At 47.2% G+C, this 13197-nt stretch carries 16 protein-coding genes; 10 read left to right on the forward strand and 6 right to left on the reverse strand.

Annotation, left to right across the window (positions count from 1 at the left end; all coding sequences use genetic code 11):
- Positions 1–2: 2 nt before the first annotated feature.
- Positions 3–641 (reverse strand): DUF3298 and DUF4163 domain-containing protein, encoded by a 639-nt coding sequence (locus tag L6I86_RS14075; protein WP_236287987.1) that lies wholly within the window; start codon positions 639–641, stop codon positions 3–5.
- 207 nt (positions 642–848) lie between these two features.
- The gene (locus tag L6I86_RS14080) at positions 849–1010 is read right to left on the reverse strand and encodes a hypothetical protein (RefSeq protein WP_236287989.1); all 162 of its coding nucleotides are present in this window, start codon (positions 1008–1010) and stop codon (positions 849–851) included.
- A gap of 193 nt (positions 1011–1203) precedes the next feature.
- On the opposite strand from L6I86_RS14080, the gene L6I86_RS14085 reads away from it, so the two are divergent.
- From L6I86_RS14085 to L6I86_RS14110, 6 genes are all read left to right on the forward strand, one after another.
- Positions 1204–1773: a pyridoxamine 5'-phosphate oxidase family protein gene (locus tag L6I86_RS14085; RefSeq protein ID WP_236287991.1), complete on the forward strand. Its 570-nt coding sequence runs from the start codon at positions 1204–1206 to the stop codon at positions 1771–1773.
- 95 nt (positions 1774–1868) lie between these two features.
- Positions 1869–3269, forward strand: a complete 1401-nt coding sequence (locus tag L6I86_RS14090) for a spore germination protein (RefSeq protein ID WP_236287993.1) — start codon at positions 1869–1871, stop codon at positions 3267–3269.
- Between the two features lie 20 nt (positions 3270–3289).
- Positions 3290–4459: a Ger(x)C family spore germination protein gene (locus L6I86_RS14095; protein WP_236287995.1), complete on the forward strand. Its 1170-nt coding sequence runs from the start codon at positions 3290–3292 to the stop codon at positions 4457–4459.
- A gap of 22 nt (positions 4460–4481) precedes the next feature.
- A complete protein-coding gene (locus L6I86_RS14100; protein ID WP_236287997.1) occupies positions 4482–4703 on the forward strand; it encodes a hypothetical protein in 222 nt (73 codons plus the stop codon).
- A gap of 23 nt (positions 4704–4726) precedes the next feature.
- A complete protein-coding gene (locus tag L6I86_RS14105) occupies positions 4727–5824 on the forward strand; it encodes a GerAB/ArcD/ProY family transporter (RefSeq protein WP_236287999.1) in 1098 nt (365 codons plus the stop codon).
- Positions 5825–5914: 90 nt separating this feature from the next.
- Positions 5915–6748, forward strand: coding sequence for a DUF2935 domain-containing protein (locus L6I86_RS14110; RefSeq protein WP_236288001.1), 834 nt, complete (start codon positions 5915–5917; stop codon positions 6746–6748).
- Here L6I86_RS14110 and L6I86_RS14115 read toward each other — a convergent pair.
- The gene (locus L6I86_RS14115) at positions 6745–7137 is read right to left on the reverse strand and encodes an acyl-CoA thioesterase (RefSeq protein ID WP_236288003.1); all 393 of its coding nucleotides are present in this window, start codon (positions 7135–7137) and stop codon (positions 6745–6747) included. The two genes, L6I86_RS14110 and L6I86_RS14115, sit on opposite strands and share 4 nt — an antisense overlap.
- 660 nt (positions 7138–7797) lie before the next feature.
- On the opposite strand from L6I86_RS14115, the gene fumC reads away from it, so the two are divergent.
- Positions 7798–9186, forward strand: coding sequence for a class II fumarate hydratase (gene fumC / locus L6I86_RS14120; protein WP_236288005.1), 1389 nt, complete (start codon positions 7798–7800; stop codon positions 9184–9186).
- Between the two features lie 336 nt (positions 9187–9522).
- Here the strand turns inward: fumC and L6I86_RS14125 are convergent, their stop codons facing one another.
- Both L6I86_RS14125 and L6I86_RS14130 read right to left on the reverse strand, forming a co-directional pair.
- Positions 9523–9936 carry a hypothetical protein gene (locus L6I86_RS14125; RefSeq protein WP_236288007.1) on the reverse strand — a complete coding sequence of 138 codons (414 nt, stop codon included), beginning with the start codon at positions 9934–9936 and terminating at the stop codon, positions 9523–9525.
- A gap of 47 nt (positions 9937–9983) precedes the next feature.
- On the reverse strand, positions 9984–10340 hold the full coding sequence (locus L6I86_RS14130; protein ID WP_236288009.1) for a YtxH domain-containing protein: 357 nt from the start codon (positions 10338–10340) through the stop codon (positions 9984–9986).
- A gap of 254 nt (positions 10341–10594) precedes the next feature.
- On the opposite strand from L6I86_RS14130, the gene L6I86_RS14135 reads away from it, so the two are divergent.
- From L6I86_RS14135 to rsbW, 3 genes are all read left to right on the forward strand, one after another.
- Complete coding sequence (locus L6I86_RS14135) at positions 10595–11731, forward strand: SpoIIE family protein phosphatase (protein WP_236288011.1); 1137 nt, start codon at positions 10595–10597, stop codon at positions 11729–11731.
- A gap of 78 nt (positions 11732–11809) precedes the next feature.
- Positions 11810–12142: an STAS domain-containing protein gene (locus L6I86_RS14140; protein ID WP_236288013.1), complete on the forward strand. Its 333-nt coding sequence runs from the start codon at positions 11810–11812 to the stop codon at positions 12140–12142.
- The gene (gene rsbW / locus L6I86_RS14145; protein WP_236288015.1) at positions 12139–12582 is read left to right on the forward strand and encodes an anti-sigma B factor RsbW; all 444 of its coding nucleotides are present in this window, start codon (positions 12139–12141) and stop codon (positions 12580–12582) included. The genes L6I86_RS14140 and rsbW overlap by 4 nt, the downstream gene beginning before the upstream one ends.
- A gap of 28 nt (positions 12583–12610) precedes the next feature.
- Here the strand turns inward: rsbW and L6I86_RS14150 are convergent, their stop codons facing one another.
- Positions 12611–13075 carry a Dps family protein gene (locus tag L6I86_RS14150; protein WP_235550393.1) on the reverse strand — a complete coding sequence of 155 codons (465 nt, stop codon included), beginning with the start codon at positions 13073–13075 and terminating at the stop codon, positions 12611–12613.
- Positions 13076–13197 lie beyond the last annotated feature (122 nt).

Here is a 13197-nt window from a genome sequence, read left to right on the forward strand (position 1 = left end):
TTTTAGTACATCATTTTTCCGAGAGGGCCATCCTCTGCAATTATATCCTGCAGGGCATAGACGGAAATCGGGAAGTAGAGGAATCCATACACATAAGCGGCTAGCTCATAGACTTGAAAATAAACAACGAGTGATTTATCAGCGATATAGAAATCCTGATCTGGGCGAATGCTTTTAAAGTCAACCAACAAAGGAATATCACGCAGTTTGAGCTCAGCTGCAATGATAGCACTCAGCTTAGCCATGTAATCACTACCGGGTTTGAACAATTCCTTGAGTGTGTAGCTTTTGCCAGTTTCCGTGCTGAAAGTTAACGAATTCTGGATCGTGAGTCCATGGGCGCCGCCGGAGAAAGCATAGTTCAGCAACGACAAACTCAGCACGCGACGTTCATTCGTTTTGATTTCATAATATGCGGTTACATCGGTTTCCGGGTTCTGTGGGAATCCCTGATCATGCAGCTGCTTGTTGACGGCATCGACAATCGTTGTATTGATTTGATGCTGGACCAAAGGGGCATTCATATGAATAACAGCGGGGTACAACAAATTTAATTTGCTCTTTAGCACTTTATAGGTTTGTATACTAACGGGTTGGTGTTCCAATTCCAAGTCCTGGTCCATGTCTCTCGTGTCTCTCATGTTTCATCATCCCTACGTTTTTGCTACACCATATTCAAAAACTGGGCGATTGGTTAACGGTTCGAAACGATTTCACATTGTATAGAAAAAGGAGCTCTCCCCTTCATCGTTTTCACAACGAGGGGAAAGCTCCTTTTTTATGTAGGCTAGGATGCAGCATATGCATTACACTAGCCCAATAGGCAGTGCAACGGAAGGGGATTATTCCTATGAGGAGGTTTCCTCGTTCTCGCTAGCATCGGTTGTAGCACTTTGCAGGATCGATGACAATTCCTCTACCTGCTGTTTCGATTGGCTGTCTTCGGCATTCGCCTCAGCAGCATTAATCGCATGGCTCACTACGTCGTCGTTACTTCCATTCGTTGACATGGTACAATCACCTCCTCTAAAATTCAACTAACTTAGTATCCCTCGGGTCGTTGAAAGCTATGCATGGTATAGAAAAATAACTTAAAAGCTCGTCAATTATAGGTGAATCCTATAAATAGTTCATCAAATACATATTTCACAAATAAGGGAGTCGCGCGCATAATAGAAGAAAATGGAAAGAGGAGAGTGCGGTATGGGAAAATCATTCGAGGCACTGTTACCGGAGCATGAGGCATTTATCGCCAAGCAACATATCTTCTTCGTGGGCTCAGCACCATTATCAGCGGATGGGCATGTCAATATTTCGCCGAAGGGGCACGATGTGTTGCGGATTCTATCTGCCAATCAAGTGGCCTATCTGGATTTAACAGGGAGTGGGAATGAAACCAGCGCACATCTAGCGGAAAATGGCCGCATCACCATCATGTTCATGGCTATCGAGGGACCGCCACAGATTATCAGGCTGTATGGCAAAGGTCGTGTGATACTGTCTGGATCTGACGAGTGGGATCGGTTGGCGCCGAAGTTCGAATTGCTGCCAGGAGTGCGGCAAATCATGGTCGTTGACATTCACGAGGTGAAGTCATCCTGCGGATTCAGCGTTCCTTTTTACACCTATGAAGGTGAGCGGAATACGTTGCAAAATTGGGCGGCGAAGCAAGGGGACGAAGGGTTGAACGCCTATTGGCAGAAGAAAAATATGACGAGCATGGACGGACTTCCGACACCGATCGGTAAGAAGTTATCCACAGACAATATGTGAAACTGCTACATGTAGTAATTTCCAATTGAATTGACATAGGATGCATAATTACATCCGAGTCGGAGGAAACTACTACCAAAAAGGAAGCTCCGTATATGGATTTGACGCAATGGATCCGCGAGAGGCTGCTAGATCGTTTAGATATGGTCTCGCAAAGGATTGAGCAGGATGATTTCATCTGCACAATTTACTATATGATGGATGCGATTGATTTGGAGATGCTGCAAACGCATGTACTGCGTAAGTTGCTGCAGCCATACCCCGGACGTAATGACGAGCGTCTCCAAAGTATATTTCAGAGCTACACGTTTTTTCCGACTACGTATAACGTTACACATACGCCAGAAGAAGCGCTAAAAGGCTTGTTTGACGGGTATGTCTTACTATGTATTTCTGGTGAGACGGCGGGCGTCCTGTTCCCATTTCCTCAAAAAGCAAAGCGAGAAGTTAGTGTTTCTGAGAATGAGAAGACCATTCGAGGTCCGAAGGAATCCTTCGTAGAAGATGTATGGACGAACTTGTCACTCATCCGTCAGCGTATCAAAAGCGAAAATCTTGTCGTTGAACAATTTATTATCGGGAGTGAATCACGAACCATTGTTCTTCTGGTCTATATGAATGGTCGCTGTGCCCCTGATATGGTGCAGCAATTTAAAACGAAACTTCAGGAGATTCGAACGGACCATGTTCCAGGCAGCAGCTTTCTGGAAGAGTTACTAGACGATCGTCTTATATCTCCATTTCCGAAAATGCTGAATACAGAGAGACCTGATGTGGTGGTTTCTTCGTTATTTGAAGGACGTTTGGCGTTGCTGACAGACGGAACGCCAAGTAATTTGGTCGCCCCCGCGACCTTATTGTCGTTTATGCAGTCGGCAGAGGATTATTATCAGCGCTATTTCTTCAGTAGCTGGATCCGTCTGCTGCGATACATTTTTTTTGTTGTCAGTCTAGTTTTGCCATCTGCTTATGTGGCCATTACGACCTTTCATCCAGAGATGCTTCCCTATAATATGCTGATCTCTTTGGCCGCAAGCAGGGATATTGTACCGTTCCCAGCGATCTTGGAGGCATTAATTATGGAGATAACGTTTGAAGTTATGAGAGAAGCGGGACAGCGTATCCCTACAACGATGGGCCAGACGATCTCCATCGTCGGAGCCATTGTCATAGGGGAAGCAGCTGTTCAGGCTGGCATCGTGAGTGCGCCAATGGTCATTATTGTTGCACTCACTGGGATTTCTTCCTTTGTTGTACCGCATTTCTCACTTACCTTAACGATTCGAATCCTGAGATTCGCGCTATTGTTTATCTCGGCGATATTTGGTCTTCTCGGATTATTGATTGGGGTCTTTTTTATTTATATTCATTTGTTATCCCTGGAGTCTTATGGCACTCCCTATCTATCTCCATTCATTCCTTTTAAGTCTGAACAAATGAGGGATGCCGCCGGCCGATTTCCTTGGACGAGTTGGATGAGCAAGAAACGACCTTGATCAATCAGGGAGGGGCTGCCATGTTGCGAAATATAAAGCGTGTCGTTGTTATGCTAGTGCTTATCACGGCTGTCCCAACAGCATTAACAGGATGCTGGTCCAAACAAGAGCTTAACGACCGCACCTTCGTATCGACCATGCTTGTTGATTTGAATGAAGATGGGCAGACGGAAGTTTCTACGCTGTTCATGTTGCCAAATCGCATATCAAATGGACTAAATTCGAATAGTGTTAATCAAAAACCGTTCGTATCGATTTCGGGCAAAGGCTCGGATGTCGCTGAGGCTCTCCAACATATTCAGGCGGAGTTACCTAGATCGGTTACGTGGGGACAGATGCAAGTCATCGTGATTGGTGATCGTTTCGCACGTGCAGGGTTGACCCCTCTATTTGATCATTTGATTCGTGCAACGGACTTCAGGTTGCCGATCTATGTGTTTTATTTCAATGGTCTCGCCAGGAATCTAGCGAAGTTAGAATCTGTGTTTGAACGTTTCCCCACTGAAATTTGGCGAGAATCAGCGCATACCAAGCGAGTGCCTCCAATCAGAATCCGAGAATTATTATATGCCCAATGGAATAACTTAGGGGACTCTTATATTCCGGAGTTAACTTTGCGTGACCTTAAACTGCTGACAGAAGCCAAGAATGTGAAGTGGTCAGGGGTTGGAGGCGCAGCCATCATGAAAAATGGCGCCGTTACAGGTAGATTTACGAATGATGAAGCGATGGGCATTTTAATCATGATGAACCAGATTCCTGAAATGATCATTACAGGGGAACTCCCAGATAAAAAGGGTGTTTTCAGTGCCAGGCTCATTGATGTGAAGCATAGGACGCGAGCGAATCGCAGCGGGAGCAGGGTCGCGATTCAGGTATCTATTCAGGCAAGAGCAGATCTCATTTCCATTGAATCCAATATGAACTTAAGCTCCACAGAAAATATTAAGTTGGTGGAGGCGGCAGTGAATGATCGTGTTAAACAAATGGTTCAATCTGCTGCCGATAAAGCGCAATCTCATCAGGCCGATGTATTTCAGTGGAGCGAGTTAGTGAAATATAAATACCCCGGGATGTGGCAGGAATGGGGGGAAAGTCCCCGCGAGATGATGTTTACACATACAGATCCGGAAATTCATGTTCATGTGGGCTTGCGAAGCACGGGAGTAAGCCGCTCAGCGAAACTTTGAATTCGGAAGGAGATCACAGTCCTTGTTATATTTAACCATGGGTATCGCTTGTATCCTGTTCTATCAAATGTCGTTGCTGCGACGTCAATCCGCAAGCCCGAAAGAAAGGAGACTTGCTCTGTCGGTTACCGGTGTCGCGTTTGTTTTTGGCACCATCAGTATCTTCTGGCCGGAGTGGGTAAATCCCAGTCAGGCAATTCGATTGCTATTTGAGCCGATTCAAAACTTCATTATTCAAGGATAGGCATATGCAGGGAGGCGGCAAGGGTGAAGCAACATGGAACAGTGACAGGATTGCAGTTGGGTGCCTTGACCTTTGTGTTCGTATTTTCTACCACGATAGCCTTTCTCATCAGTCCTCTTGCGGGTGCGGCTTCCTTTGACGGCGGATTATGCATATTACTTGCCTCGATCTGTGGCACAGGGATTGCGACCCTTAGCCTTCGGTTTGCTCTGCGCCAGCCCTCGAACTATCTCGGTGAGTACGGTGGTACCCTCATAAACAAGTATCTGCATAAAGGAATTCTGTTTCTGATGTCATTTTTTTTTCTGCATCTGGCCTCTTATATTTTGCGCGAATTTACCGACTTCTTCATACCGACTTATTTGCGGGAAACCCCGCCCGTCGCTGTTGCTGTGCTGGTCATGGTTGCCGTTGCGTCTTTGACCCAATCCGGTGTTTCAACTGTGTTCAGATTCGCACAGGGCTGCTTTTTATTTATAGGCGTGCTGTTCGTGTTGAAACCATTGTTTTTTCTAACGGCTATGGATACACCGATGTGGTACGAGTTTACTCGTATTCATGATTGGAAGGCACTGTGGGCTCAAACGTATGCGATTATCCCATGGTATGGTGAATTAATTATGTTCTCGTATATCGTCCCGGAGCTAAATACGAAGCAAAAAAACCGCAAAATCATTTGGATAGGATCCTTGGCTGGCACTTACATCCTCCTTGTAGAATTTCTGTTGATGATGTTTTTCTTCGGGCCTAAGCTTGGGGCTACTTTAATGTATCCTGCGCTTGAGCTTACCGGATTCCTGCATTTAGGAGACTTTCTACGCAACACAGATGCGCTCATTGTCTCGATCTGGTTCACGGGCTATTTCATTAAGCTAAGTATTATTTTTACGATAGGAACGCTGCTATTCTCGCAAGCCTTGTCGCTAAGTAATTACAAACCAATTACATTCTCGCTGGCGGCTATTGTTGTCTCGCTTTCACTTATTTTAGCTAAGAACCCCGTAGAGCTGGCGGAATATTTCAATAGCAGTTGGGCGACTTTTGCCCTATTCGTAGAGAGTCTGTTCTTCATCTATCCAATCGTCTCCTGGGTCAAAAACCGAAGAACCCGCAGTAATTAACCGCCTTCTCAATCCTAATGCGGTCTATGGGTCCAATTCCTTTCATACATTTTGAATGAAAGAAAGGCGTTCGGAGGAGGGGCTGGCAGGATGCAAGAGAAGCAAATAACTGTGAAGGAAGAGCATCTATTTTGGCTCGAAGTGTTGGAAGACCACGCGCATTTTCTGAGGGATTATTTATCTCCCGTGGAGACCAAGTGGTGGCAGGAAGCGCAGAGGTTTATCCCGCTATTTCAAGAGGCTATCCGACAGGCGAAAGGATTATCACCGGTAGATAAAGCGGATTCTCCGAACATGCAGGCCTTCGCGAGATATGTATATCCCCTAGCGGACGCCTATTGTAGGCTAGAAGGGCACATGCAGCATTTACGGCTGTGGAATCGCGTCAATCTGAATCTGACGCCTTCTTACTTTAATGGGACGATTAATGAAAACCGCGAGTATTTGCGGAAACTTACGTATTGGACACAAGGCGTTCCCGCTGTGCCCTTAACGCTGACTCAATTGTTGGATTTATGGCTGGAGGATCAACTGGGGCATGCCGTATTGCTGAATGGGCTGCTGGATCCAGTGGAGCGTATCCTTGGCATGGAGACGGATAAGTTTGTTTCGATTTTCTCGTCCTATATGGTAAAAAATCGTGCGATGCAAGGTTATCTGCGCTTTACGCCGCCAGGTTTTCCAGCCGAGGCGCAGTTCGCTAAGGAAGTACTCGGAACCGTGAAAGCCTTCTATGACTTCGTGCAGCGAATCGTCGTTGAGTACCGTAACGACCAATTGCTATCGAAAGCAACACTCCGATTTCTAGAACATCATTTTCCAGAGTCGTGCTATTTCATGCGGAAGCTGACTGCATTTATCCCGGACGCGCCGCCATTGGGGAATTGTCCGCTAACGCGTCCTTCGCTAAATCAGCCCGATTAAGCAAAATACTTCCTTAATGCCGCCGGGGCCTCCCGGCTTTTGCGCGTTAGGCTGTCCATCGTCACGCTGGTCACGAGGGCATCGGCACACAGTTCACCTTGCTCATTGCGGATCTCCTGCTGCAGTATATAACTGGTGTTGCCAATCTTCTCGGGGCGACAACTCACTGTCAGGTGCTCCCCTTGTTTGCACTCTTTCCGGTAATTAATGTTGATATTAACAGTCACCGTTTGAATTCCGAGGGCACCGAAAGTCTTGTAAGATAGCTCACACGTCTCATACCACTCTTCACGTCCCCATTCGAGGTACTCCAAATATTTCGCATTATTTACATGTCCGTTCACATCAATTTCCGTGGAGCGAACGATGATCGCTAATTTCGTTTCCATATGTGTGATCTCCTTTGTTTAAATGAGTAGTCTGAAAGGAAGCTGTAAGCCCTAAGCTGTAGCCCGTGATCCATAACTCGTGACCGCCGAACCGCCATAACACACCCGTAACCCGTAACCCGTAACCCGTAACCCGTAGCCCGTAGCCCGTAGCCCGTAACCCGTAACCCGTAGCCCGTAATTGCCGAACCTCCCCGAACTCCGGCGTTCTCCGTAACTCCGTAACCCCGGATCAATCCTTCTCGCTCCGTGCATGTTGCATTCCATGCAACATTAACGTAGGAATTATCGCTGTAAACGTAGGAATGATGTAATTTGTACAACATTCGTAACTGTTTTCCTTCGAATAGGCCGATTTCGGCTCAAAATGTTGTATGAACTACAACATTCGTAGGAATATTGCACAATATGAGGCGTAATGTTGTACCAAATACAACACAACTGAGTATTCGAAAGTGGGAAGGGCAATAATTGCAGATGTCTCTCCCCTTACATTCCTTATTATAGCTTTCCTGCTAGCGGGATAACCAGTAGCGACTCATAAGGTTCCAACATTTGGGGAAACTATGCGAGGCGTGTTTATATGTACCTAAGTGTGGGTAGTAGTGGGTACGGTACTAAGTGAATAGAAGTAGTCTGACAGGACCAAGGAGGGAAATTATGACGCAAGAATATCGCATAGAACGTGATACCATGGGAGAAATCAGAGTACCTGTGGATAAGTTGTGGGGGGCACAGACGCAGCGCAGCTTCGAAAATTTCAAAATCGGCACGGAGCGAATGCCGCCTCGCTTGATAAGCGCCTTCGCACTGCTCAAAAAAGCAGCTGCCCACGTCAACCGCGATCTCGGCGGATTGCCGGCGGATAAAGCGGAGGCAATCTCCCAAGCGGCGGATGAAATCGTACAAGGCCGCTGGGACGACGAGTTCCCGCTTGTCGTCTGGCAGACGGGCAGCGGGACGCAGTCGAACATGAACGTCAACGAGGTGATCGCTCACCGCGGCAGCGAACTGCTCGGGGATGGCGCTTCGCGCATCCATCCCAATGATGATGTGAATCGTTCGCAGAGCTCGAACGATACGTTCCCGACCGCGATGCACGTTGCCGGTGTCATCGCGGTAGAGCAAGAGCTGCTGCCTGCGCTGGAGCTGCTGCAGGGGACGCTGCACACCAAGATGTCGGCCTTCGCCGACATCGTCAAGATCGGCCGCACCCACCTGCAGGACGCGACCCCGCTGACGCTGGGTCAGGAGATCAGCGGTTGGTGGGCGATGCTGGACATGACGGCGCGCATGGTACGCAGCGCCGTGGATACGATGCGCGAGCTCGCGATCGGCGGGACCGCCGTCGGCACGGGGCTGAACGCGCATCCCGAATTCGGTGCCCGCGTCGCCGAAGCCCTGACTCGCGAGACGGGCACTCGCTTCGTCTCGGCGGAGAACAAATATCATGCCCTGACCAGCCATGATCAGATCGTTTACGCCCATGGCGCGCTGAAGGCGCTGGCGGCGAACTTAATGAAGATAGCCAATGATGTTCGCTGGCTATCGAGCGGCCCCCGCTGCGGAATCGGTGAAATCACGATTCCAGAGAACGAGCCCGGCAGCTCGATCATGCCGGGCAAGGTCAACCCCACGCAGAGCGAAGCGATGACGATGGTCGTATGCCAGGTGATGGGCAACGATGCGGCCATCGGCTTCGCCGCTAGCCAAGGCAATTTCGAGCTGAACGTGTTCAAGCCCGTGATCATCCACAACTTCCTGCAGTCTGTGCGACTGCTGGCCGACAGCATGCGCTCGTTCAATGACCATTGCCTCGCGGGCATGGAACCGAATCGCGCGGTGATTCAGCGCAATCTCGAGCAATCGCTTATGCTGGTCACGGCGCTCAACCCGTATATCGGGTATGAGAAGGCAGCCAGCATTGCGAAGCAAGCGCATAAGGAAGGGCTGACGCTGAAGGAGTCAGCGGTGCGCAGCGGCTACTTGACGGCGGAACAATTCGACAGCTACGTGAAGCCAGCAGATATGGTACACCCAAAGGCATAAGGCCAGAACATAGGGAAGAGGGTATCCCAAAGCCATATATGTGGCGGGATACCCTCTTCTGAGTGTATGCAGTTGTTAAGCATGTGAAATGCAATCATACATTCTTTCTTATCGAATGAAGCTCCTAATCAGAAATGCACGCAAATAGGCAACTATTTCTGCTAGCATGCATCAATTTGGAGCTTTTTCGGTCATATAGGTTGCACTTTCGCACGTATTTGCCTATGTTTAGGTGGTTTCGTCGAAAAAGCGTGCTCTTTTGCATCTTTGCCCATGTACGCATACATGAACTATTCTCTATCTTCCGATTGTGGTCCTCTCCATCTCTCCAATCCACTACGGCATCGGATCAGGAACCATATCATTCTCTATGAGCTCGCTATTGGTTTTCATATGTTTCATTTCATTCCCGAGCTTCTTCATTTCATCCATATCCTGAGCCATCGAGCCATTATTGGCTTCCTCAATGGATTTACCAGCCGATCCGTTGCAGATCTGCTCGAGTTCAATTAGTTTATCCAGCGCGGCCCGGCGAACTTGAAGAGGAACGAATTGGTTATCATTGAAATCGGCCTCATGGAAATGCACGGTTGTGTTCCCAAGTTCGGAGGTTATGGTAGTTAACGTCAACGGATAAGCCGCTGAAGTGGCATCGTTGTAGATATCAATGCGGTAAACGGACTTCTCGACGTATTCCATACGTTCAAGTCCGAGGTCAGTTAATTGTTGATGCAAGGCATGTTTGTCCATCAGAAAGCACTCCTTTAAGTAGGGGGAGACCCCCATTACAACTGGTGTTAATTATTTTGAAAGGTTGTTTTTGCTGCCTGGATCGAGTCTGTGACACGATGCTGACTTTCTTTGGCTGTTTCTTTGGCTGTATCGACAAGATCCTCTGTTTTTTGGCTAACGGTTTCCGCAAGGGCTTTGGAGCTGTCGCTTACGGTTTCCGCAAGGGCTTTGGAACTTTCGCTTACGGAGGAGGCAAGCTCTTTCGTTTTATCCTGCCAAGTGCGATAGGTGCTCATTAGGTCTTGGCGTAGCTTGGACCCCGCTTTAGGGGCAACTAACAATGAGGCAATCGCGCCGACAGCACCACCAATCATTAGACCTAACCATAATCCGCCTTTGTTCGTCTCGACTACTTCACTCATACGTCATCTCTCCTTCAGTTTGGGGTATGTTACACGTCCATACTTACATGTACCCGCATAGAGGCATATTGAAACAGGGGAGGGTACAACTAATAACTTGCCGAGTTTATTTATGCCTTAAGTAATGGGGAAAATTGGTTAAATTTAAAAGTTTCTTTATTACATGATTGAATTGTCTGCGATAGGGTTATAGGATATATGATAGATTATACATATGGGACTCAGTTCCTATTTACCCGAAAGGGGTTAGCGCTATGAGTATTGCCATTGTGGATGATAATAAGACGAATTTATTAATTATTGAAAAAATTTTGGAGAAAGCGGGCTACACGGATTTAATTACGCTATCTTCGGCAAGAGAGCTCTATCACTTGCTAGGTATGGATGCACCCGATCCTGCGGACGTAACGGTTGATCTGATCCTGATGGATATGATGATGCCGGAAATCGATGGGGTAGAAGCATGTCGTAAGGTACAAGCTGATGTGCGGTTAAGGGATATTCCCATCATTTTCGTAACGGCGATGGGGGATTCCAATAAGTTGGCGGAGGCATTGGACGCAGGAGCGCTCGATTATGTGATGAAACCGATTAACAAGGTGGAGCTTCTGGCGCGGATTCGTTCGACACTTCGCTTGAAATATGAGAAGGATTGGCATAAAGAGCGCGATAAGCGGATTAAGTATGAGCTTGATTTGGCCAAACAAGTCCAGCTTAGTGTACTTAGTCATCCGCTGAAGAATGAGCACATTGAGATTTCAGCTGTGTATCGGCCCTCTTCAGAACTGGCGGGAGACTTTTATGCGTGGTATCCAATTGGGCCGCATCGGTATGGCATTATTTTGCTCGACATGATGGGGCATGGTATTTCTTCATCCTTAGTGTGTATGTACATCTACTCGGCTTTGAAGGATACGATCACGGGGATCGGCGATCCAGAGCTAGTGATGCAGGAGCTTAATCGACGAATGAATCAGCTTCATGTCACAGATAGTCTTATCAATTATTACTTTACCGCGATTTATCTTGTTCTTGATACTGAGCAGCGCACGATTGAATATGTGAATGCAGGCCATCCAGCTGGCGTTGCTGTGCTCGATGGCGACGTGCAGTTGCTCTCTGAAGGGTGCTGTGCAATTGGTTTTTTTGAAGGGATTGAGATTACCAAAGGGTACGCGACCTACGAGAAACAAGCTCAGATTGCCTTATATACCGATGGGTTGACGGAATGGATCGCAGATGAGGAGCATGATGGTTTGGCTCAAATCACGAGTAGCTTCAAGGATATAACCGCTCACGATCCGGAAGGGTTAATCGAAAAGCTCTCAAAGACAACGAAGAACGGCCCTTCGCAGGATGACATGTGCTTAGTCATGATCTCTGCCTCCTAGCTTGCGCAATTCAATGAAACTTGAATACTAGTAGTGGTCTTGATACGATTAAACAATAATGACTAGGGAGTGTGGCTTATGTCCTCAGAAAGATTTCAAATTAATCTTGAAGAATCGGAGAAGTCAATTCAGCTCATTATCCATGGGGAGCTTGATTTGGCAGCAGCACAAGCCTTCCGCCAGGCACTTGAGGCCGTCGTTCATCGTGAAGATAAAGCATTAATTCTCAATGTGAAGCATTTGCGGTATATCGATAGCACGGGGATTGGCATCGTGGTATCTACTTTGAAAATTCGCGATGAAATCAAAGCACCGTTCGCCGTTCGTGATATTCAGCCAGGAATACGGAAATTGTTTGATCTGACGGGGATTACTGGATTTCTGAATGAAGGGATCGAAGGCACCTTATGAAGGTCATTCGCTTACATATTCCAGCAGCAGCGGAGCATTTGGAGATCGTAAGACTTAGCTTGTATGGTGTAGCAACGAAACTGGGCTTCTCGTATGAAGACATTGAAGACATGAAGGTGGCTGTATCCGAAGCTTGTAATAATGCTATTCTGCATGCGAAGCCTGGAGATAACAGCGGTCACATCGACATTAGTTATGAACTTAGTGATGATGCCCTCCGAGTGAAAGTGAAGGATAACGGTACTGGCTACGACGCGTCTAGCGAAAGTCGGCAATCGGGTCCTTTCACGGGAACGATGCCGAGTGAGCTTACCGCCGGTGGTCTGGGTATTTATCTGATGGAAGCGTTGATGGATGAAGTTCTGGTCGATACAACGGGTGGCACTGAGGTTACTTTAGTTAAATATGTTCACAGCAAAAACCACGGAATGACGGAATAACCGCCAAACCGTGGTTTTTCTTACATGTCTATTTGCCGAGATAGGCTGCCAGCATCCAGCTGTGTTTCTCCAAGGAAGAACGGATGGTAATTAGCATATCCGCTGTGGGCTGATCCTTTTGGTCTTCAGCCAGCTCGATCCCTTCGGTCAATTCGGAGCATAACAAAGTGAAATCATCAACGAGCTGTTCCACCATGAGGTTAGCATTATTTTCAGTCTTCTTGGCTTCTTTAATTGAAGCCATTTGCAGATGCTCTTTCAGAGTGGCAGTCGGAATCGCACGCAGGGAAAGCATTCTCTCAGCTATTATATCCAAATGGAGAGTGGCTTCCGTGTACAATTCTTCGAATTTGATATGTAGGGTGAAGAAATTCTCACCTTTCACATACCAATGGTAATTATGAAGTTTCATATAGAGTACCGAGAAGTTGGCGACCTGTTTATCGAGCATGTCTGTTAGCGGGCTAGCCTTCGTTATAGTTGAATTAACCATGATCATTCCTCCACTTAATTGATTTAGTTGTGTCTACAACAAATAAGTACCCTTATGAGGGCTAAGTGAAACAGTTAAGTTTAGATGAACTATTTTGTGCCTGATGTGTTTCAACTTTTTCT

The sequence above is a fragment of the Paenibacillus allorhizoplanae genome (genome assembly GCF_927798215.1).
Taxonomy (GTDB): Bacteria; Bacillota; Bacilli; order Paenibacillales; family NBRC-103111; genus Paenibacillus_E; species Paenibacillus_E allorhizoplanae.

Coding starts and splice junctions, on each gene's coding strand:
- L6I86_RS14075 (WP_236287987.1), bottom strand. CDS start 641: ATGAGAGACACGAGAGACATGGACCAGGACTTGGAATTGGAACACCAA.
- L6I86_RS14080 (WP_236287989.1), bottom strand. CDS start 1,010: ATGTCAACGAATGGAAGTAACGACGACGTAGTGAGCCATGCGATTAAT.
- L6I86_RS14085 (WP_236287991.1), top strand. CDS start 1,204: ATGGGAAAATCATTCGAGGCACTGTTACCGGAGCATGAGGCATTTATC.
- L6I86_RS14090 (WP_236287993.1), top strand. CDS start 1,869: ATGGATTTGACGCAATGGATCCGCGAGAGGCTGCTAGATCGTTTAGAT.
- L6I86_RS14095 (WP_236287995.1), top strand. CDS start 3,290: ATGTTGCGAAATATAAAGCGTGTCGTTGTTATGCTAGTGCTTATCACG.
- L6I86_RS14110 (WP_236288001.1), top strand. CDS start 5,915: ATGCAAGAGAAGCAAATAACTGTGAAGGAAGAGCATCTATTTTGGCTC.
- L6I86_RS14115 (WP_236288003.1), bottom strand. CDS start 7,137: ATGGAAACGAAATTAGCGATCATCGTTCGCTCCACGGAAATTGATGTG.
- fumC (WP_236288005.1), top strand. CDS start 7,798: ATGACGCAAGAATATCGCATAGAACGTGATACCATGGGAGAAATCAGA.
- L6I86_RS14125 (WP_236288007.1), bottom strand. CDS start 9,936: ATGGACAAACATGCCTTGCATCAACAATTAACTGACCTCGGACTTGAA.
- L6I86_RS14130 (WP_236288009.1), bottom strand. CDS start 10,340: ATGAGTGAAGTAGTCGAGACGAACAAAGGCGGATTATGGTTAGGTCTA.
- L6I86_RS14135 (WP_236288011.1), top strand. CDS start 10,595: ATGAGTATTGCCATTGTGGATGATAATAAGACGAATTTATTAATTATT.
- L6I86_RS14140 (WP_236288013.1), top strand. CDS start 11,810: ATGTCCTCAGAAAGATTTCAAATTAATCTTGAAGAATCGGAGAAGTCA.
- rsbW (WP_236288015.1), top strand. CDS start 12,139: ATGAAGGTCATTCGCTTACATATTCCAGCAGCAGCGGAGCATTTGGAG.
- L6I86_RS14150 (WP_235550393.1), bottom strand. CDS start 13,075: ATGGTTAATTCAACTATAACGAAGGCTAGCCCGCTAACAGACATGCTC.